Here is a 21,351-nt window from a genome sequence, read left to right on the forward strand (position 1 = left end):
AAAGGGCGGATGATATCCGACTCTACAAATCGTATTTTGCGGAACGCCGAGGGCGGCGTTCCCTACAAAGCAGAAACAAGCGCTTTGAAAGCGTCGCCGCGCTCCTCGAAGTTTTTGAAGATACCGTAGCTTGCCGCCGCAGGGGACATTACACAGCTCATGCCATCTGGAGTTATCTCCGCAGCCAGCTTTACAGCTTCATCAAGGTGCTCAGCGTAGTGAACGCGCTCCTTGTTCTTGAAGTCGTCACGGGCGAGTATCATATCGTAAACGCGCCTGCCCGAGGTCTCCATGCAAATCACGCGGATATCGAATTCCGCAAGGAAGTCCACAAGTGGAGCGTAGTCGATACCTCTGTCCATGCCGCCGATAAGGATAGTACCTGCATTCGGAACGCTCTGCATAGCTGAAATTGCCGTAGCACAAGCGGTTGAGATAGAATCGTCATACCAGCGTATACCGCGGACAGTGTCCACGTATTCAAGCCTGTGAGCCAGTGGAGAGAACGTGCAGAGAGCCTTTGTGAAGTCCTCCTCGCGTATGAACAGTGTGGTCATATAGTAAGCCACAGCGATGTTGTAATGATTGTGGACGCCGAGGAGCTTTATCTTATCGGTTGGGATAACGTATGGCTCAACGCAGTGTACCATGCCGTTTTTAACGTAAACATCGGCGTCGCAGTCCGTATCGGAAACAGTGTAGGTGTTCCATGAAATAGGCTCAGTCGGCGCAATATCGGAATTTATGAGCAGAACGTCGTTCTCCTGCTGGTGGAGATAGATATTCTTTTTTGCGTTGTAGTAGTTCTCCATAGTGCCGTAGTGGTCGAGGTGCTCCTCGTAGAGGTTGAGGAAAACAGCATATTTCGGCGAAACTGTCATATATTCCAGCTGGTGGCAGGAGAGCTCGCAGACCACGATAGTTTCCTCTCTCATATCCTCGGCGATGTCGAAAACGGGGATACCGATATTTCCTGCGATATGGCAGTCCAGACCGCTCTCCTTCAGCACATGGTAAATGAGAGAGGTGACTGTGCTTTTGCCCTTGGTGCCTGTTATGCCGATTATCTGCTCGCGGAAGCACTCAAAGAAAACCTGAGTTTCGCAGGTTATCTTGCATTTCAGCTGAGAAACAGGCTTTTCCAGTACGATTCCCGGGCTCTTGAACACCATATCGAAGCGGTCAAGGCAGTCCTGATATCCCTGTCCGCAGATAAGCTCCACATTTTCGGGGATATTGTTGGCTTTGCGGTCGATATCATTGAGGTCTGCAATGGCTACAGCCTTTGGCGAGCAGTACTTCTCCAGCATTTTATATGTGGACTTGCCCTCTCTTCCGAAGCCAAGTATGCAGACGGTCTTGTTTTCAGTGTAGTTCTTGATATATTCGCCGAATGATGTCATAAAAGGTTCTCCATTTCTTTTCTGAGTATGGTCTTGAATTCCTCAGGGAGCAGATTCTGCTCGTTGAACGAGCCGCAGCATTCCACATTGAGGTAATCTATTGTCTCGGGACAGTAAAGTCCGCGGTCCTTGTATTCCTTGAAAAGCAGAGGAAGCTCCTCGCCGTTTGCTTCAAGCTTGCGTATAGCAAGGGATACAGCCAGATTCACCTCGTCGATACTGCCCACGCACTCAAAGGGCTTGTGCTCGGACTGTCCTATGAGCTCGATGAAATATTCCAGCATATTGCTGTCATTCAGCATATCCTTTCCGAAAACCTTTATCAGCTCCTCCATAGTGAGAAATGGGGAGAGTATCAGGCACACGAACAGGCACTTGGGACACTCGCCGCACCAGATATCGGGAGATACCTTGCTGCCCAGATTACAGCTTCTGAAAACAGGGAGGTACTTGCGGTGAGATACGAACATCTTTGCTATCTGGAATTCCGCAAGAGGACGCAGGAAACTGAAATAGTACTGTCCCGTGCGGAGGTACTTTTCCTCATAGTTATGGAAGTCCTGCTCAAACTCGAAGCTCTTGGAGTACTGATGATTTACGTCCTGTCCCACAACAGTGCTCTCGTTGGCGCTGGACTCGTTTGAGAGAACGATGTATTTCAGCTCGTTGAGATAAGCAGTTATCTCTGCGGAAAATGCAACTATAGCCGAAAAAGGCGTATGACCGTTGATAAAGCCCTGATTGTTGAGGTCTACCAGTGAGCGGTCAAAGTGGCGCTGAGATATGATGAGAGCTTCGTCATCGAGACCTGCTTTTCTGACTGTCTCTGTGATAGAGCGGCGCTTGTTTATGGAGTAGCACAGGCATTTCATGCCCGACTTCACCAGAGTCTCCAGCGTAAGAGCGGAGTCCTTTCCGCCGCCTATAGGCACAAGACAGCCTCTTGGCTCACGGGCTGTTTCTGTGAGGGAGCTGTCATATTTTCCCGTAGCTATGATATTTACGAAGCTGTCAGGATCGGCGGATATGCCGTTTACGAAGAACAGCTCGCCCAGTCCCATGAACCACAGCTTCTTCCACCAGAGCTTCTGCTCCTCGTTGAGCTCGCCGCATTCTGCGTAGAACTCAGGCGAGCAGGTAGCCTTCCAGTAGCTTACAGCCTCAGCCATACCCAGTGAAAAGGCAAGTCTCTCAAAGGTGAGGTCGCCCTTTACCGAGAAGTTCTCAGGCTTGCGGAAGCTCCAGCTCGGTCTGAATTCAGCCAGACCTGTAATGGAAAACTCGTAGCCTATCTCCACAGTGTTTTTTGTCTCATTGACATGATACGCCTTATATACAAAAGAGGGATATTTTTCCCTGAATTCTTCATATTTGCCCATTAGTTCTCTCCGTAGCTGACTTATTTATTTTTGTCTGATTTTTCAAGGAGCTTTCTGTAATGCGATTTTAGCATAGCGAAGGTCTCGTCGGAAATGTCGTGCTCCACCTTGCAGGCGTCCTCGGAAGCGACATCGCGGCTTACGCCGAGAAGAATGAAAAGCTCGGTGAGAACGTTATGTCTGTCGTAGATACGCTCGGCAACGTGTCTGCCTGCGTCGGTAAGTCTTATATGGTTGTCATCGTCAACAGTAACAAGTCCCTCGTCCTTCATCTTTTTAAGTATGATAGATACAGTAGGGCGTGAATAGCCCAGATATGAGCAGATATCTATCGCATGAACGTCGGGCTGCTTCTGTGAGAGGATAAGTATAGTTTCGAGGTAATTTTCAACTGCTTCTGTAATAGCCATTTTAAGTCTCCTTTACAAAAAAATTAGGATCGTCGAAAAAAAGATATATACTATATTATATCATATTTTTTAGAAAATAGCAACAATCGCGGCTAAAAACTACGGTTAATTTTTTCTTTAACGCGAAAAAGGCTGCGGCGGCTTGCCGCTTATATCATATTTTTTAGAAAATAGCAACGATCGCGGCTGAAAACTAAGGTTAATTTTTCTTTAACGAAAAAAACACTTCCGCAGTTACTGGGAAGTGTTGTCAGGATATATCATTTGAAAACAGTCATAGGATCGACGAAGGCTCCGTTATGCGTCATTTCTATATGAAGATGAGGAGCTTCTGCGCTTTCTATATCCGCAGTTTCGCCTACGGCTCCGATGACAGCTCCGCGTTCTACGGTATCCCCCTGCTGTACGGCGAGGTCGGCTCCGAGACCGCAGTATTTGGTGATGAAGCCGTTCTTGTGGTCAAGGACTACAGTCACGCCCCACAGGGGATCGTTGGTTACAGAGGATATCTCGCCCTTTTCAACAGCCATGACGTCAGTGCCGACCTCTGCCGCGATATCAGCGCCGTTGTGAGTCTGCCATGTGCCTGTTGTGGCGTTTTTCACAAGTTCACCGCCGCTGAAAGGCTCTATAACATTAGTGATATCATTCAGGGGAGCACAGGCGTTGTCCATTCCCTTGGGAATTGCCGCCGCAGGCTGTCCGTGGTCAAGAAAGCTTTCCGCTACTTCAAAGGGTGCGTCAACAGTTATCTCTGCGGCAGGGATAGTCTCCTTAACTGGCGGAGCAGTTACAATTGCCGAGGTTATGCTGTAGGCAGGGGAAGTAGCCTTTGGTATGTCGGTCACGCGCTTTCCCACGGGAGTTTCCGCCACTATGGGAGTTTTGTTTGCAGAGGGCTTGATATCGGGTATCGCGTCGCCCTGCTTATGAGCGAAAAGGCAGGCGGCAGCTACCATGACGGCGCTTATGCCGAGGGCAGCATAGAAGCCCTTTGAGCCTTTTCCGTAATGCTTGTCGGTCAGTTCGTTTTTCTTCACACTAACACCTCCGACCATATTATTGACAGTCATACGGAAAATATACATTTTTTTCAGTGATTAGTTTTTAGCGTAGGAGCGGCGTTCCGCCACCCGTTAAATTATATTGCTGCTTGAGGGCGCCCAAAGGGCGCCCCTACAAATAAAAAAGCCGATGTGATAATCACATCGGCTTTTTGTCAGTTTGTCATAGGCTCCTGATGTCCCTCTGTAGCATATGCATTTGGATCAAAGGGCGGAGTTGCAGGCTCTGTAGGTATGGTTACGGGAGCTGTCCACGGTTCTGTCGGAGGAGTCCACGGCTGCTCATATGGAGCCTCGGTCTGGGGCTCGGTATATGCCGCAGTCACGTCCTCTGCCATAGTTACGGTAGTAACTGTAGTAGTGGTTGTAGTGGTAGTTGTTGTAGAGGTTGTGGTAAGCACTGGACGCCATTCCTCGGGGAGCTTCTGCTTGGTGGGCTTTACGCCGTTCAGTCCGTAGCACTCCTGATAAGCGAGGATAAGGTCTCTTATCATATATTTTGCGTACTCACCGCTTTCGATAACGCCTGCAAATGCAATCTCGGGGTTATTTGCGGGAGCAAATCCTATGAAGAATGAGTTCTGCTCGTTGAGGTTTCGTCCTGTCTGAGGAGTACCTGTTTTGATAGCCACATCGAAGCCTAAATCGCTGATAGAATATCTCGCAGGCATACTGTGTGAAGCGTCTATCATACCGCCTACGATATAATCGTAAAGGTCGGGAGTCTTTATCTCTATCTTGTTTGCGATAACGGGTTCGGTCTTTTTGATAAGATTTCCCGAGCCGTAGCTGTAATAGCTGTCAACGAGGTATGGCTGGTATCTCACGCCGCGGTTGCCGATAGTATTGGCAACTACAGCCATTTGCAGAGGAGACATACCGCAGTCCTGGTTACCGATACCTGCCTGTATAACGTATCCGACGTACCATTCCTGACCGTGCTCCTTGAAAGTCTCGGGGTTACAGAGATAGCCCTCTGCGTCGCCTGTTTCAATGCCTGTATGAGAGCCCAGACCGTACATCTTGGCGTATTCGGTTATCTTGTCGATACCCAGCATACGGGAAAGCTCGTAGAAATAGGAGTTACATGATACCTCGATAGCGCGTCTTACGGTGATATTGCCGTGAAGTCCCGTACAGGAGTAATGTGTGCCGTAGAAGTCATAGCCCATGTTGCAGACCAGCGGAGTACCGCCTGTTACAACACCCTCGTTTAGACCTGCCGTAGCGGTAATGGTCTTGAATGTTGAACCCGGTCTGTAAAGGCCGTAGCTGCAACGGTTCACAAGGGGAGTATCCTTTGCTTCGAGGAAGTACTCGTAGTTTTCAACATAGTCCTTGAGGTTGTATGTGGGAGCTGTAGCCATGCCCTTTACAGCGCCTGTCTTTGCGTCAAGAACGCAAATAGCGCCGCAGTTACCTTTCAGCACGCTTGGATTCGGATTTATTGCAGGGAATGTGTTGTTAAGGAAGTTATCCAGTATATTCTGGAGCTTTATCTGGTAAGCGCCGTTTACTGTGAGCTTAACAGTTTCGCCCGAGGTAGCCTCGGTTATAGTTTTTACATCGCGGACAACGCCGTCCTTGACGGCTATCTGCTCCTCGCCGTTTATGCCGCGGAGGGGAGTCTCCATAGCGGCTTCGATACCGCTCTTTCCGAGGATATCGTTGTAGCTGTAGCCCTTGGATTTCAACTCGTCGTACTCCTCGGCGTAGATAGGACCTACCGTGCCTATCTCATGGGGGAGTATATCGCCGCGGACTATCTTTCTTTCGGAGGCGTCAACAGCCTCGATGCCGCGGTAGAAGTTGCCCAGCTCCTTCATGTCGATGACGGTCTGCTCGTCAACTCCCTCTGCAAGGAGCAGGTCGTTGCTGTATGAGAAGTCCTTGTCTATCATCTGATAGCGCATACCTGCGATGATACGTTTTTCCTCGTCAGTGTACTTCTCGTCTATCTCATAGTCGGAGATAAGTTTGTCTATGCAGTTTTCAGCAGTAGCGTACACGTTGAGGTTAAGGTCGGAAATGAGCTCCTCGGTGTCACTTGACATGAATATATATGGCTTTGTAAAGGATACGGGTATGCTTTCCTTGAACTTGTAGCCGTGCTTTTCAAGCTCTCTGTAGATACCGAGAAGAGCCTTGTTGCCCTCCTGCAGGTCAGTAGGGAAGAACGCCATTTGAAGCACAAGGTCTGTGCGTGAATCGTTGGTGACTATGACATTTCCGTCGTAGTCGATTATCTCTCCGCGGGTAGCCTTGATACCCTTTTTGTATGTGAGAGTACCAGGCTCATAGAGCTGGGGAGTGCCTATATCCTTATCGCCGACTACCTGTATCTTCATAAGTCTCAGCGAGCTCAGCAGAGCAAGGAGCACTACCAGCAGTATGATTATGATAGATTTCAGGTTTTCTGCAAATCCTTTCAAAAAGTCTGCCTCCTTTACGGTCTCCCGTATGATTATGACCGCACTTTTAGGGTGCGGTCTCGGATATTATCTTCTGTTTTCTGACTGAATATTGGTATTTATCGCTTCTTCGATAGTGAGGTGTTCCCTCGGCATGAGGAAGCGGTTCACGAGTTTCAGCACAAGATACACAAAGACCGCCGATATTACAGTGTATATCCAGACTCTCAGCGAGACCTTAACGAAGATACGTCCCACGTTTTCGTACTCCCATATCTGGTAGTAGAATTTATAGTCCAGCCAGCACTGTATGTATGATACCACGGTGGTGATTATCATGTAGTTTATGAAACGGTCCTTGAGATAGAGCTCAAAGAGCAGATTTGCCAATATACAGAAGAAAGTGAGCACAACGGCGTTGTAGCCGAAAAGCTTGCCGCAGCAGATATCGGTAAGAAAGCCGCATACAGCTCCCGTAACGGCTGAGCCGTACATATTGTTGTTTATGGCAATGCCGATACTGAGGGGAACAAGTATCATGGGCTTGTAAAGAGTGCCCGAGGTCATGATGATGAAGCTTACGAAAATGAGCAGGTAGTACAGTACCCAGCGCAGAGTGGTCTTGAAGCGCAGGATATGCTGCTCACGGGTAGTTCTAATCTTCATTCTCTTCGTCCTCCTTCTTGCCGCTGAAATCGGTTATAACGATGACAGAGGTAAGACGGTTTACGTCCACACATGGCTGTATATCGGCACAAACGGAAAGCCCGTTGGAGTCGAAGCCTATCTCTAAGATAGTGCCTATGGGGTAATCCTTTGGGAAGAGACCGCTGTTTCCTGCGGTTATCATAAGGTCGCCGCGCTTGAGCTTGTTCTTCTTGGGAACGTGAATAAGCTTGGTCTGACCGTTTTCGGAGGAGAGCACATTGCCCTCGATAATGCCCTGGTCGGCATTGGAAGATGAAGCCACAGCGGCTACGGAAAGGTCAGGGGAGAGTATGGTTCTTACAGTGGAAACGTGCTTTGACACTTCAACGGTGATACCCACAAGTCCCTCTGAGGTTACAACGGGGCAGTTTACGAGGATACCGTCTGCCGAGCCCTTGTCGATAGTAAAGGACTTGAAGGGATCGTTGGTCACATAGCCCAGCACCTTGCAGGGCTGAGAAAGCATATAGTCCTCATGCTCCTCTTTTATGGAAACGAACTTGCGGAGCTCCTCGACTTCTGCCTTTATAGCGTCGTATTCGGTGAGCTGAGCATTGAGCTCGCCTATCTGCTTTTTGAGCCTTTCGTTTTCCTCGATATACTTATCCGCGTTGGTGAGCTTATCCACGGTGTGCTCCATTTTACGGCTTATGCTGTTTGAAGCTGCGCGGAACGGCTTGGTCACTGTGTTGATGAAGGAAGCTCCCGAAACGGAATAGCCGCCTCTTGTGACGGCATAAACCATCATGCCCACAAGAAAGGCGAGAAAACCGACCATGACCTTGAATCTGGTGCTTTTCAAAAAATCACGCATGGAGCTTCTCCTTAATAGTACTTGACGTTTTCAGTGAGAGCGTCCTGATAATCGCTGATATTTTCCAGTATCTTGCCAGTACCCTCGGCAACGCAGTCCAGCGGGTACTCCGCGATATACACAGGCATACCTGTCTCGCGGTTTATGAGCTTGTCAAGACCGCGGAGCAGAGCGCCGCCGCCTGCAAGGGTGATGCCGTGGTCGATGATGTCTGCGGAAAGCTCAGGGGGAGTTTCCTCAAGAGTTGACTTTATTGCGTCGATGACTCTTGAAAGGGGCTCAACGAGAGCGTCGCGTATCTCCGCAGAGGTAACGGTTATATTCTCGGGGAGACCGTTGAGAAGATTTCTTCCCTTTATCTCCTGAGATTCCTCCTTTTCGCTTGGGAAAGCAGAGCCGATATCAAGCTTGATATTCTCGGCAGTACGCTCGCCGATGAGGAGGTTGTACTTCTTCTTGATATAGTTGATGATAGCCGCGTCGAACTCATCGCCTGCACATCTGACTGAACGTGAAGCAACGATACCGCCCATAGATATAACGGCAACCTCACTGGTGCCGCCGCCGATATCAACTATCATGCTGCCTGCGGGCTCGTTGGTGGGGAGACCTGCGCCGATAGCGGCAGCCATAGGCTCCTCGATGATGAGGACGTTGTTGGCGCCTGCTTTTTTGCAGGATTCGCGGACAGCACGTCTCTCAACGGCAGTAACGCCCGAGGGGATACATATGATGACATTTGCCTTTGTGAAGAAAGTGCCCTTGAGAGCCTTTCTTATAAATTCCTGAAGCATGGTGGTGGCAATGTCAAAATCGGCGATAACGCCGTCTTTAAGCGGTCTTACGGCAACGATAGAGCCTGGGGTGCGTCCGATGACGTCCTTGGCTTCCTTACCGACGTAGCGGCATTTATCCGTTCTGGTATTTACGGCAACTACTGAGGGCTCTCTTATTATTATACCCTTTCCCCTCATATATACAAGGGTATTAGCAGTACCGAGGTCAATGCCAATATCTTTAGTAAACATTTTGCAGCTCCTTAAATTTTGCTATATTTCTATAAATTACATTCAAAGTGAGTTATATCACAGTTTATGTGATATAACTGCCCGATACGCAGGGAGCAGAGCTTTGGTATGCGTATCTGCAAGGGCACATAAGATAATTATATCACTATCGGGAAATATGTACAAGAAAAAATCACAAGAAATTTCCCATATCCGCGTTTTTAGTGTAATACGGTAACTTAGACGCGGCAAGGTGATAAAAAACTGTCGAAAAGGACGATAAACAGCGGTTATTAACCTGAGATCACCTTAGGAGCAGTCTTTATGTAAGCATAGATAGCTATAGCGATGAAAATTACCTGTGCAACGCTTATGCTCATTGAGATACCGAATGTAAGCACAAGGATATCGGTGTCGATGAACTTGTCAAGGTTCAGAGCAAAGCTTCTGGAATAGCCCAGCCATGCGAAAGAGCCTGAGGCTACATTGCCGAGAACTCCGCCGAGAACGCAGGCGCAGATGAGAAGAAGCAAAAAGTAGAGTGTCTTTTTCATAATAATATCTCCAATCTTTTGTTATTCATATTTCAAATGCCTGACGAACCGAAGCCGCCTGCACCGCGCTCTGTTTCAGAGAGTTGGTCGCTGACCTCGATCTCGGGCATTAAGATACTTGTAGGGATAAGCTGAGCTATACGCATACCGTGCTCAACGGTAAATGGCTCCTTGCCGTGATTTATCAGGGGCACGAACCATGCTCCGCGGTAGTCGCTGTCCACCACGCCCACGCAGTTTGCAAGGGAGACGCCGTATTTCGACGAAAGTCCCGAGCGCGGATAGATGAGCAGCGCGATGTCCTCACGGTCAGGCTCGGCAGTGATACCGAGGGGGATCATTTTTATCTCTCCTGCTTCGATAGTCACGGGAGCGTCAAGGCAGGCGCAAAGGTCAAGACCTGCGCTGCCGCTTGTAGCCCGAGAGGGGATGACCGCCCTCGGATCAAGCTTTTTAAAGGTAAGTTTCATTATTGTATACCTCTGTAGTAAAGTCCGCGGGTGATGTTTCCCTGCGGCTTGCGTCCGCTGAGCGCGGAGCGCACCTCCTCGGCGGTCTCGTCCGAGAGATAGACCACGCCGAAGGATATATTGCGTATTTCGTCAAGTCTGTCCGTCATGCATAGCCTGTCCGCATTGAGCACCTCGGCGTAATCCCTTGTACAGACTACGGGGAGCTCCCTGCCTGTGCGGTCAATGAGCTTTTTTGTGCATTTACCGCAGCCCACTTCATTTTTTATGGGACAGTTTCTCGTCAGCATAAGGGGGAGCCTGCCGTAGACTACAGCTCCCAGCGGCATATTCGGGACGATATCCGCTATCTGCTCCAGAGTAGCCTCCACTGAGAATACGCAGTCCTCAAGTCCGAGGATACTCAGTATTTTCACGCTATAGGAGTTGAACGCATTCAGAGTAAAGCTGCCATGGAGCTTAAAGCCAAGCTCCTTTCCCATAGCTATACAGTCGGGAGTGTGGCAGTAGAGCCTGTCTATGCCCATAGCCTTCAGCTGTTCGAGTCTTTTCCTGAGCACGTCCTCGTCGGTTATGAAACGGGGCGGAGCAGCGATTATCTTGCAACTATCCACGCCGCCGAGCATTTCCTCGCTGATGATGTTCTCGGGAACTATTACGTACTCCGACAGCTCAGCCGCTGCCGATACCTGCTCTGGTGTGCGGCAGTATGTCCTTAACGGCAGTTTAGTCCTTTCAGAGGGAGCTATAGCCGTCAGAAATGGCTTGAAATCGGAAATAGTATATTTTGGAGTATTCTTTTCTATGATAAGCTCTGTCAGCTTTTCAGTGACAGTCCTGCGCAGCTCGTTGAGCTTGCCTGCGGGGACTATAAGTCCCTCGTCAATATCGGCAGTAAGCTTACCGAAGCTGAATACCGTGTCGCCCAGCTTTGAGAGCTGTTTCGTTAGAGTATCACAGTCAGTAGGGCGATTCAGCGCCTTTTCGGGGACATCTCCCTGTGCAGAAGCCGAAACATCGCCGCATACAGCAGTTATCACCACGGGCTGTCCCTCTTTTATGACAGCGTGGAAATCGGCTGTATAAGCCTTGCCCTCGAAGCGGTAGAGCTCGTGTATCTTGGGGATAAGCTCATGGGCGGAGATAACGTCGTCCTTTTCGCGGACTCCGAACATATCCTGCCGTTTGCCTGTAAAATAGCCGTCTGTGAAGCCGCCGCGGGAGAATACGCCGCGCAGGAGCTTCATATCGGGAGCTTCTCCGTCAAGAGCCGCTTTCAGCTCATGTACTGCGGAAGCCACATACTCGGGGCGCTTCATGCGTCCCTCTATCTTGAATGAGTCCACGCCCATGTCCGCAAGCTCACGGGCATAGGGGAGAAGCGACAGGTCTTTCAGCGAAAGTGCAGCCTTGTCCCTGTTTCCGACAGCGGAAAAGGGCAGTCTGCAAGCTTGTCCGCAGCCGCCGCGGTTAGCGGAGCGCGAACCTATCATCGCCGACATATAGCACTGTCCCGAAACGGACATACACAGAGCTCCGTGAACGAATATCTCAGTCTCTATGCCTAAATCGCAGATACGGGAAATAGTATTCCTGTCAAGCTCTCTGGCAGGAACAACTCTTGCATAGCCCAGCTTTTTGAGCATTGCCGCGCCTGCGGCTGTATGCACCGACATCTGAGTAGAGCAGTGGAGCACCGCGTCGGGAACACAGCGGCGTATCAGAGCCGCACAGCCCCAGTCCTGTACGATAAAGGCGTCAACTCCGCATTTTGCGGCAGCCTTTATATATTCGCAGAAATCAGCAGCTTCGCCGTCGGAAATGACCGTATTCACGGCTAAGTCCAGCTTTGCGCCGTATTTGTGGCACAGCCTTGCAGCCTCCTCTATCTCGTCAAGTGAGAAGTTTGTGGCGCTGCTTCGCGCCGAGAAGCGCTTTCCGCCGATATATACGGCATTTGCGCCTGCTCTCAGAGCCGCACGGAGAGTCTCCATGCTGCCTGCAGGAGCCAGTATCTCGGTAGGCTTCATTAAATGCTGTCGCTGAGCTGCTTGAGCTTGACCATATTCTCAAGCTGGATTATCTTGGACTTGAGTACCTCTATCTCCTTCTGTGCAGCGTCGCGCTCGATACGTGTTCTGCCAGCCTCGTCAACGTACTCCTTAGTCTGGTCGCGGATATTGTCAAGGCGCTGGTTAGCCTTGTTGAGGTCGTCGAGGAGAGCCAGCGACACCATTATTGAAGCAGCATACGGCGAAGAGCCGCTTGCTGCGGTGATCTCGTTTATCTTGGTTTCAAGTGCTCTTGCGAGAGCAAAAACGTAGTTAGGAGCTTCTGCGGTCTTTATTTTGTACTCCTTACCGCAGATGATAACTTTTACTTCATTAAGCATTTGCATCGTCCTTTCTGTGGTATATTTTGAACCAACTTACATTATACACTATTTTTCGCAAAAAGGGAAGTGTTTTTTTGAAAAATATTTATTTTTAGTGCTTAGTTGTTAGTAATTAGTGAGTAGTGAGTAGAAAGTAGTGTGTAGGGAGCGATGCCTACATCGCCCCGCTAATAAATTACGGGCTGATGTGGGCATCAGCCCCTACTGCCTCTGGACTCCGCCAAAGGAACAAAGTCCCTTTGGAATCCCGTTCATATGTGCTGTAAGCGATGTACGATTATCGTTTATGATAAAAGTAAGCGAGTTTACGAGCGACAACTTGGCAAGGGTGCAGCGTCACGCTGCTCAATAGTAGCGCTTCAAGCCGATTACCTTGCCGAGAACTTCTACTTCGTCCACGATAATGGGTTCCATAGTTGGATTCTCGGGCTGTAGGCGGTAGTGTCCCTTTTCCTTGAAGAAGCGCTTTACGGTAGCTTCCTCATGGTCGATGAATGCAACTACGATATCGCCGTTTTCAGCGTAGTTCACGCGCTTTACGATGACTATATCCCCGTCGAGGATACCTGCGTCTATCATGCTCTCGCCGCGTATTTTCAGGGCAAAGAGCTCCTGCGGATCAACACCGGGAGCTTCAAATCCGATATAGCCTGTGATGTCCTCAACGGCTGTGATAGGCTGACCAGCGGTAACTGTGCCCATAACGGGAACAGAGGTAGTGCCGCTGTTGGGCAGGCGCAGGGTGCGGTTGAGGTTGCCTGTTTTCTCAATGAGTCCCTCGCGGACGAGAGTCTCTATGTAGCGGTGTGCGGTGGACGTGGACTTGAAGCCCATAGCGTCCATTATTTCTCTTACAGAGGGGGACATTCCGTCGCTGAGACGGGATTTTATATAGTTGAAAACCGCTATTTCCTTATCTTTCAGCATATTATTTCTCCTCCGAAAGTTTTTTCAGTATCATTTTTGCTATCTTGTAGGCGTCTCCGCAGCCGAGAGTGATAACGAGGTCGCCCTCCTGTGCGTGTTCGCAGACATAGTCGCATATCTGCTGGAAGTTTGCATACTTACGCTCGTCCGTCCACTCTGCGGACTCGTCCTGCGGGAACCATATGCAGTTCGGTATCTTTTCTGCAAGGTGGCGTGTGAAGATACCGTAGGTGTTCTTTTCACGGCTGCCCATGATATCGGTGAGAACAGCGTGGTCGGGTATCTGTAATACTCTTGCGAAGTCGTCCAGCAGGAGTTTGGTACGGGAGAATGTAAATGGCTGGAAAACTGCCCATACGTGGTTGAAGTTCATCTCCATAGCCGCATTGAGAGTAGCTTCAAGCTCAGTTGGGTGGTGAGCGTAGTCGTCAACTACGGTTATGCCCTTTTCAAAGCCAAGCTTCTCAAAGCGGCGCTTAGCTCCGCGGAAGTCCTCGAGACCTTTCTGTATGAACTTGAAATCCACGCCCACATAGCGAGCGGCAGCAACTGCTGCAAGGGAGTTGAGGACATTGTGTATTCCTGCAACGTGGAGAGTTACAGTTCCCAGCTTTTCGCCCTTGTACATAGCGTCGTAGGTGGTGAGGAGCCCGTTCTCGTGCTTTACGTTCTCGGGATAATAGTCGCAGGAGCTGTCCTTGCCAAAGGTGATTATCTCCTTGCCGCTTATACCCTCCAGAGACTTCATGGAGTTGGCGTCAGAGCCGTTTACGATAATGCACTTTGAGGTGTTCTCGTTGAATTTATGGAAGGACTTGATGATATTTTCAAGTGTTCCGAAGTAGTCAAGGTGATCGGCGTCGATGTTGAGTATAACGGATATATCGGGGAAGAATTTAAGGAAGTGATCCTCGAATTCGCAGGACTCGCAGACCATGATATCGCTCTTGCCTGCAATTCCGCTTCCGCCTATGCAGGGGAGCTTTCCGCCGATATATGCGGAGAGGTCAACGCCTGCTGTGTAGAGTATCTGCGTGATCATCGATGTTGTGGAGGTCTTGCCGTGAGTACCAGAAACGCAGATAGCGTTGCTGTACCAGCTCGTTACGATACCGAGGAGGTCTGCACGTTCCAGCACGGGGACTCCGCTTGCTCTTGCGGCAACAAGCTCGGGGTTGTCAGCCATGATAGCGGCGGTGTGTACGATAAGGTCTGCGCCCTCGATGTTCTCGGCTCTCTGACCGATGAATACGGGGATACCCATTTTTCTTACTGCGTCGAGAGTTTCTGTCTCGTTGTTGTCAGAGCCTGTAAGGTAGTAGCCCTGTGAGTGTAGTATCTGTGCGAGGGGGTACATACCCGAGCCGCCTATGCCGATGAAGTGAATGTGCTTTTTGCCGTTTAAGATATTGATATCCAAAATGATCACCTTTCTTAGATAAATGATATACTGACGGTAGCGTAAAGCTGCCGATTATCAACGCTGAGGATAGAATATGCAGTTTTCACCGCATATACACGAAATAATAATAATATTTTCGCCTTTATTTTGCAAAATAGCTTGCATTTTTACGAAAAACAAGTTATAATAGTTTATAGGTTTACTTACTGTTTGAGTTTACTGTTATAACAGTAAACTTTATTGACGCTCAATGCCGACATTTTTATTGTACAGAAATAAAAATACAAACAAGGAGAATAGCTTATGGAAATTACAGATGTAAAGATCAGAAAGATCATGTCCGAGGGCAGGCTCCGTGCGGTAGTATCCCTGACTATCGACGATATGCTGGCTGTACATGATATCAAGGTCGTACAGGGTGACGAAAGACTTTTCGTGGCAATGCCCAGCCGCAAGGACGAAAACGGAGTTTTCCGCGATATCGTTCACCCAATTTCACCCTCTGCAAGAAAGCTCTTTGAGGAGACTATCCTCGATGCTTATGAGAGACAGCTTGCTGTTATGGAAGCTGAGGAAGCAGAGAGCAATTCCGATGAGGCTGAGGAATAAAACAGAAAACTTACCGTGACCTGCCGAAAAGGCAGGTCTTTTTTTATACCCCTGTTATATCCCTAAGATACGTGCGGCTTTCAGGATAGTCACCTGAGTCTTGCCGTCGCGGATAGTGCCGTCCATTACCTGCTTTACGGCTTCTGCAAGGGGGATGCGTTCAACGTCGAGGAACTCGTCTGGATCGAGGTTCTGACTGCTGAATGTAAGTCCCTTTGCAAGGTACATATAAGTAACCTCGCTGTTGTAGGCAGGAGTTGGGAGCATTTCTCCCAGATACACGTACTCGGAGCAGGTATAGCCTGTTTCCTCAAGAAGCTCACGCCTGCCGCATACTGCGTGGTCCTCGCCTTTTTCAAGCTTGCCTGCGGGAACTTCCCTTGTTACTGTTTGGAATGGGTAGCGGAACTGCTTGACGAGGAAGATCTCGTTGTTCTCGGTTATGGGGATAACGCATACTCCGCCGTGGTGGTGGAGAACATCGCGGACTGCGGTCTTGCCGTTTTCAAGCTCCGCGGTGTCGTGAGTTATAGTGAAGATAGGTCCTTCGTATCTTACGTCGCTTGTGAGTGTTTTTTCCTGTAAATGCATTATTTTCTCTCCTTTTTGAATAGGCTGTCGCAGTATTGCTGCGCCGCCTGTATCTTTTCACATGATGTGTAGTCGTAGTAATGCTTCATGTTGCTGAGTCCGCCGCGCTTGCGCCTGAATATGAGGACGTATATAACAAGCACAGCCGCCGAGCAAAGGCTTATTATGATACCTGTGCGGAGATATGGCGTTTTGTAGCGGAAAACGATAGTGTTTTCTCCTGTATCGGCTCTTACAGCCATAAAGCCCTCGTCAACACGCTCAACATCGGCAGGAGCGCCGTTTACCTCTGCTGTCCAGCCCTCGCTGTAGGGAACGCTGAAAAATACCAGCTGAGGCTTGCTCAGGTCGATGACTGAGGTAAAGCCGTGAGAGTCAAATCTGAAGCTCTTTGAGCAGCACATACGCTTTTCCTTGCAGAATACAGTGTACGTATTCCGCGACAGAGCCGAAGAAGCAGGCATTTCGTATTCTGTTAGGATATCGCTGTATTTCTCCGCCTGTTCGTCGCTGAGCACAAGAGCTTTCATAAGCACGTTCTGGCGCTGGAGCTTCGATTTGTTGTCGGCGTCGGACTTCCTGACGAACTTGTCATAGCCGAAGCCCATGGGGATATATAGCTCGTTCTCGTATATCTCGAAGTGTTCGTTCTCGCCGATATACTTGAAGCTTGGCAGCTCGTCGGGAATAATGACTTTGCTGGTGTCCTCGTCGGCGTTAGCCGAAGTTTTGGACGAAGGCTCAGGCTCGGCTGAGCTTTTCATGCTTGCGGACAGGAGCTCCTCATAGCTGCACCCCTTGGTCTTTTCCTTGTAGTAGTACTTAACGGAGAAAAGTCCGCGGAGAGGATAGTTGCTCAGCTCCGCACGTGAGGCTACATCGCGCTGTATGCCGATGAAGCTGTAGAAATCCATGATAGAGGTTGAGACAACGCTCTGGAAGGCTCTCATTGAGGGCAGTCCCCATATCATGGGATAGTTGTCGCAGTTTTCGGAAATGTCGATACGGAAGAAATTGTCCTCTGTGACCTTTTCGTATACATTGTCGCCGCCCTCGATAGCGGAGCTTATATACTCCCGTGAATCGCCGATAGTATTTGCTCCGTAAAGGGAGGTAGTCAGTATGCAGATAACAGAGGCGGCAGCAGTGACTACAACCATGAATCTTGTGCTGAGAGTACCGCTTTGCTTGCGGCGGAGTATGAAGAATGTGCATATGAGGAAAACTACCGCAACACCAATGGTCAGGTAGAAGTAAAGCACGTCGTCTGCCATTGTGAAGAGCTTTGCCTTTTTGCCGTCCTCAGGCTTTGCGGGGAAAGCTCCCATGACTGCCAGTGCTGCAACCATGACGGCACAGAAGCGCAGTCCGAACTTGCAGTCGCAGTTCTCGTCGTCAAGGGTATGGGCAGTCATCATAGCCATGATAAGTATCGGCATATAGAACCAGCGGGCGTAGTAGTATGAGTTCGCCGCCTGGAAAAGACTGTTGAGAACGGGGATAAGTGCGAATATGCCGCAGCAGATGAGCAGCCTTGCCGCCCAGTGCTTTTTGTGCATTCGCATAAAGGAGAGAACTCCCACCATTGAGAACATTGGCAGATAGCCGCCGATAGAAGCCCATTTTTCGTAGTCCGAAATGAGCAGATTCGGGTACGCAGGGGGATCCGACGGCATAAAGAATGTCTGGATTATCCTCGGGACAAGAGTTTTGTCGTAGTATGCCACCATGTCCGCACCGTAGGCGTGTTCGCTTATCCTGTAGTTTCCCATGAGCGCCATAGCCGACGGGAGCAGTATAAACGCCGCCATAAGGGAGCCGATGACTGCTTCAAAAACAAGTCCGAAGAACTGCTTCCATGAGGTGTGGAAATCCTTGCATCTCATTCGGAACAGATAGTAAAGTACCAGAAATACCGCCTGACCTGCGAAGAAGTAGTAGTTCACGCAAGCCATGAGCGCCACGGAAAGCGCAAAAACGCCTTTGCGTCGGCAGTTTATGTTCTCCTCCATAGCAATGAGCATGAGAGGGAAGAATGCGGTAACGTCCTGAAAATGATTGAAGAAGATGTTATACACCTGAAAGCCCGAAAAGGCGTAGAGCAGAGCTCCCGTTAGAGCGGCGTTCTTGCCGCGGACGAATCGGCGTATATAAATGTATGCTGTCAGCGAAGCGAAGCCGTGCTTCATAGCCAGCAGGAACGGCATTGAGTAGATGACCAGTCCTCTCGGAAGTATGGTGCTGAGCCAGAAAAAGGGACTTCCGAAAAGGTAGAACGAATAGGACGTCATGAAATCGGAGCCTAAATCGGTGAACCAGTTCCAGCCGAAGCTGCCGCTGCGCACAGCGTCGTTAGCAAGGCTGTAGAATGGTATCTGCTGGGCGTTGTAATCGCCGAAATATATGAAATATCCGCGCTCTGTGAAAATCATGGGCAGAGTAGTCAGAAGCAATGTGACAAAGCCGATGAGGAACGCAGACAGGTATTTTTCCTTGTAAGAGCGTATATTGCCGCAGCTCTTTTTCACAGTGTTTTCCTCCGTAAAATTAGATATACATATTGATTATATCATATTGTTATAAAAAAAGCAATAAAAATCGAATATATTTTCGCGGCGAGCCGACGCTTTAAAAGTTGAGAGTGGAGAGTGAAGAGTTGAGAGTTAATGTGTTCGCTCCGCTCACCTTATTTAAATAATGTCGCCGCAGGCGACTCCGCAACTTTCAACTCTCAGCTCTCAACTCTCAACTAACAAACTCGGTTTGATAGTGTGAAAAACTTGCTTTATTTTATAAAGTATGCTATAATTAAAAGAATGCTACTATAAACTGACGAAAGGAACATGAAATGGAAGTTTACCTTGATAATGCGGCGACTACAAAGCCATGCGCAGAAGCGGTTGAGGCGGCGGTGTCAGCCATGACTGAGAATTACGGGAATCCCTCGTCCCTCCACAGGGCAGGTCTCAACGCTCAGCTCGTCGTGGACGGCGCAAGAAAAGCCGTTGCCGACAGCATAGGCGCCGACAAGGACTGTATATATTTCACCTCGGGAGCTACAGAGAGCAACAACCTTGCACTCCGCGGAGCTTCTGCGGCTTACGGAAGAAAAGCCAAGAAAATAGTCATTTCCGCAGTGGAGCACGCCTCCGTTGAGGAGACTGCCGCTGACCTTGAGAAAAAAGGTTTTGAGATAGTCCGCGTTTCTCCCCGTGAGGACGGACGCTTCTATGCGGCGGACTTCGTAAATGCCTGCGGCGAGGACACCTGCCTTATCAGCATGATGTATGTCAACAACGAAACAGGCTACATACTCCCTGTTAAGGAGACATTTTCGGCGGTGAAGCGCCGTTATCCCCATATAATCACACATACGGACTGTGTGCAGGCTTACATGAAGCTGCCTGTAAAGGCAAGTGCGCTCTGCGCCGACCTTATCTCCCTCAGCGGTCATAAGATACACGGCGGCAAGGGCGTGGGAGCTCTTTACATCAAAAAGGGAGTCCGTGTACTTCCCGTTATTACGGGCGGCAAGCAGGAAAAGGGCATACGCTCGGGTACTGAGAACGTTCCCATGATAGCGGCTTTCGGAGCGGCTGTGAAAAAGCTTGTCCCCACTATCACTGAGCGTTATGAAAAAGTGGGCGGACTGAAAAAGTACCTGCTTGACAAGCTCAGCGGAATCGAGGGCGTTGTTGTGAACTCTCCCGAGGACGGCTCTCCCTATGTGGTGAATATCTCGGCAGTGGGAAAGCGCTCGGAGATAATGCTCCACTTCCTTGAAAGCAAGGAGATATACGTGTCCAGCGGCTCGGCTTGCTCAAAGGGACAGCAGAGCGGAGTTCTCGGACAGTTCGGCATACGCGATAAACGTGCGGACAGCGCGCTTCGCATAAGCATGACCGCTGAAACTACAGAGGCGGAGCTTGATGTGTTCTGTGAGGCTCTCCGCGAGGGTATGGAAAAAATCAGAGGCTGATATATTTATATTATAATAGTATAGGAGAAGAATATGAAAGAACTGATACTTGTAAAATACGGCGAAATGGCACTGAAAGGTCTCAACAAAAAGACCTTTGAGGATATGCTCATAAAGAACATAAAGCGCAGACTGAAGCCCCTCGGTCACTTTCAGATTACCAGTGCTCAGTCCACAACATATATAACTCCTCTTGACGAGGATATCGACCTCAACGAAGTCGCAGACAGAGTGGGCAAGATATTCGGTATCGCTACCTACTGCCGCGCCTGCGTATGCGAGAAGGACTTCGAGGATATCTGCAATAAGAGCTATGAATATCTTGACGAGGTGCTGAGCTGTGCGAAGACATTCAAGGTCAACGCAAAGCGCTCCGACAAGGCTTTCCCCATGAAGTCTCCCGAGATATGCATGGAGCTGGGCGGAAAGCTTCTTGAAAAGTTCCCGCACCTGTCCGTTGACGTCAAGAACCCCGAAGTTACGGTAACTGTTGAGATACGCGACGAGAACGCCTTTGTTCACGCAGAGAACATCAAGGGAGCAGGCGGACTTCCCGTTGGCAGCAGCGGCAAGGCTATGCTTCTTCTTTCGGGCGGTATCGATAGCCCCGTTGCAGGCTATATGATGGCAAAGCGCGGCGTTCACATCGCGGCTATCCACTATGTCAGCCCTCCCTACACATCTGACCGAGCACAGCTCAAGGTCGAGGAACTCTGCCAGAAGCTTACCGACTACTGCGGAGGTATCGCATTCTACTGCGTACCTTTCACGGAGCTTCAGGAGGCTATCAAGGACAACTGCCCCGAGGAGTTCTTTACTATTATAATGAGAAGACTCATGATGGAGATAGCTCAGCGTATCGCCGCAAAGGACAACTGCCTTGCCCTTATCACAGGCGAGAGCGTGGGACAGGTGGCAAGCCAGACAATGGCGGCTATGGTCTGCACAGACGCGGTATGCCGCATACCTGTGTTCCGTCCCTGCGTTGGCATGGACAAGACCGAGATAATCGAGATAGCACGTAAGATAGACACATTCGATATATCGGTACAGCCCTATGAGGACTGCTGTACAGTATTCACCCCACGTCACCCCAAGGTAAGACCTCAGCTTTCAGACATCGAAAAGGCACAGAACAGCTTCGATTTTGAACCGCTTATACAGAAGGCTGTTGAAAACACAGAGATGAAGACCTTTAATTTTGGAGATTGATTTTTTAAGTATTTTA

19 protein-coding genes are annotated in these 21,351 nt (G+C 49.5%); 3 read left to right on the forward strand and 16 right to left on the reverse strand.

Features of this window, described 5'->3' with window-relative positions; genetic code table 11:
* Positions 1-62 precede the first annotated feature (62 nt).
* The 14 genes from murD to murC all read right to left on the reverse strand — a co-directional run bounded on the left by murD (position 63) and on the right by murC (position 14,962).
* Entirely contained in the window at positions 63-1,403 is a 1,341-nt protein-coding gene (gene murD / locus T497_RS0112155; RefSeq protein ID WP_037325049.1) for a UDP-N-acetylmuramoyl-L-alanine--D-glutamate ligase, read from the reverse strand.
* Positions 1,400-2,782: a hypothetical protein gene (locus T497_RS0112160; RefSeq protein WP_028515839.1), complete on the reverse strand. Its 1,383-nt coding sequence runs from the start codon at positions 2,780-2,782 to the stop codon at positions 1,400-1,402. Before T497_RS0112160 ends, murD begins: the two co-directional genes overlap by 4 nt.
* A gap of 20 nt (positions 2,783-2,802) precedes the next feature.
* Positions 2,803-3,192 (reverse strand): metal-dependent transcriptional regulator, encoded by a 390-nt coding sequence (locus T497_RS0112165; protein ID WP_028515840.1) that lies wholly within the window; start codon positions 3,190-3,192, stop codon positions 2,803-2,805.
* Between the two features lie 260 nt (positions 3,193-3,452).
* Entirely contained in the window at positions 3,453-4,232 is a 780-nt protein-coding gene (locus T497_RS0112170) for a M23 family metallopeptidase (protein ID WP_028515841.1), read from the reverse strand.
* Between the two features lie 179 nt (positions 4,233-4,411).
* Entirely contained in the window at positions 4,412-6,688 is a 2,277-nt protein-coding gene (locus tag T497_RS0112175) for a penicillin-binding transpeptidase domain-containing protein (RefSeq protein WP_028515842.1), read from the reverse strand.
* A gap of 66 nt (positions 6,689-6,754) precedes the next feature.
* Positions 6,755-7,333, reverse strand: a complete 579-nt coding sequence (mreD, locus tag T497_RS0112180; RefSeq protein ID WP_028515843.1) for a rod shape-determining protein MreD — start codon at positions 7,331-7,333, stop codon at positions 6,755-6,757.
* A complete protein-coding gene (mreC, locus tag T497_RS0112185) occupies positions 7,323-8,189 on the reverse strand; it encodes a rod shape-determining protein MreC (protein WP_028515844.1) in 867 nt (288 codons plus the stop codon). Before mreC ends, mreD begins: the two co-directional genes overlap by 11 nt.
* Before the next feature lie 11 nt (positions 8,190-8,200).
* Entirely contained in the window at positions 8,201-9,217 is a 1,017-nt protein-coding gene (locus T497_RS0112190) for a rod shape-determining protein (protein WP_019678277.1), read from the reverse strand.
* A gap of 272 nt (positions 9,218-9,489) precedes the next feature.
* A complete protein-coding gene (locus tag T497_RS0112195; protein ID WP_037325051.1) occupies positions 9,490-9,750 on the reverse strand; it encodes a DUF4321 domain-containing protein in 261 nt (86 codons plus the stop codon).
* 32 nt (positions 9,751-9,782) lie between these two features.
* Complete coding sequence (gene dut / locus T497_RS0112200) at positions 9,783-10,220, reverse strand: dUTP diphosphatase (RefSeq protein WP_028515846.1); 438 nt, start codon at positions 10,218-10,220, stop codon at positions 9,783-9,785.
* On the reverse strand, positions 10,220-12,250 hold the full coding sequence (locus T497_RS0112205; RefSeq protein WP_037325055.1) for a U32 family peptidase: 2,031 nt from the start codon (positions 12,248-12,250) through the stop codon (positions 10,220-10,222). Before T497_RS0112205 ends, dut begins: the two co-directional genes overlap by 1 nt.
* Positions 12,250-12,612 carry a cell division protein ZapA gene (locus T497_RS0112210; RefSeq protein WP_024862118.1) on the reverse strand — a complete coding sequence of 121 codons (363 nt, stop codon included), beginning with the start codon at positions 12,610-12,612 and terminating at the stop codon, positions 12,250-12,252. The genes T497_RS0112205 and T497_RS0112210 overlap by 1 nt, the downstream gene beginning before the upstream one ends.
* A gap of 348 nt (positions 12,613-12,960) precedes the next feature.
* On the reverse strand, positions 12,961-13,542 hold the full coding sequence (gene lexA / locus T497_RS0112215; RefSeq protein ID WP_028515848.1) for a transcriptional repressor LexA: 582 nt from the start codon (positions 13,540-13,542) through the stop codon (positions 12,961-12,963).
* A gap of 1 nt (position 13,543) precedes the next feature.
* On the reverse strand, positions 13,544-14,962 hold the full coding sequence (gene murC / locus T497_RS0112220) for a UDP-N-acetylmuramate--L-alanine ligase (protein ID WP_028515849.1): 1,419 nt from the start codon (positions 14,960-14,962) through the stop codon (positions 13,544-13,546).
* A 285-nt stretch (positions 14,963-15,247) separates the two neighbouring features.
* Between murC and spoVG the strand changes: the two genes are divergently transcribed.
* Positions 15,248-15,553, forward strand: coding sequence for a septation regulator SpoVG (spoVG, locus tag T497_RS0112225; protein ID WP_028515850.1), 306 nt, complete (start codon positions 15,248-15,250; stop codon positions 15,551-15,553).
* A 54-nt stretch (positions 15,554-15,607) separates the two neighbouring features.
* On the opposite strand, the gene T497_RS0112230 is transcribed toward spoVG, so the two are convergent.
* Positions 15,608-16,144, reverse strand: a complete 537-nt coding sequence (locus T497_RS0112230; RefSeq protein ID WP_028515851.1) for an NUDIX domain-containing protein — start codon at positions 16,142-16,144, stop codon at positions 15,608-15,610.
* Positions 16,144-18,672 carry a YfhO family protein gene (locus T497_RS16840; protein WP_051530663.1) on the reverse strand — a complete coding sequence of 843 codons (2,529 nt, stop codon included), beginning with the start codon at positions 18,670-18,672 and terminating at the stop codon, positions 16,144-16,146. Before T497_RS16840 ends, T497_RS0112230 begins: the two co-directional genes overlap by 1 nt.
* A 320-nt stretch (positions 18,673-18,992) precedes the next feature.
* Between T497_RS16840 and T497_RS0112240 the strand changes: the two genes are divergently transcribed.
* Together T497_RS0112240 and thiI are read left to right on the forward strand one after the other, a co-directional pair.
* The gene (locus tag T497_RS0112240; RefSeq protein ID WP_028515852.1) at positions 18,993-20,123 is read left to right on the forward strand and encodes a cysteine desulfurase family protein; all 1,131 of its coding nucleotides are present in this window, start codon (positions 18,993-18,995) and stop codon (positions 20,121-20,123) included.
* Between the two features lie 33 nt (positions 20,124-20,156).
* The gene (gene thiI / locus T497_RS0112245; protein ID WP_028515853.1) at positions 20,157-21,335 is read left to right on the forward strand and encodes a tRNA uracil 4-sulfurtransferase ThiI; all 1,179 of its coding nucleotides are present in this window, start codon (positions 20,157-20,159) and stop codon (positions 21,333-21,335) included.
* Positions 21,336-21,351 lie beyond the last annotated feature (16 nt).

Source organism: Ruminococcus flavefaciens MA2007, from assembly GCF_000621845.1.
In the GTDB taxonomy this organism is placed as follows: domain Bacteria; phylum Bacillota; class Clostridia; order Oscillospirales; family Ruminococcaceae; genus Ruminococcus; species Ruminococcus flavefaciens_E.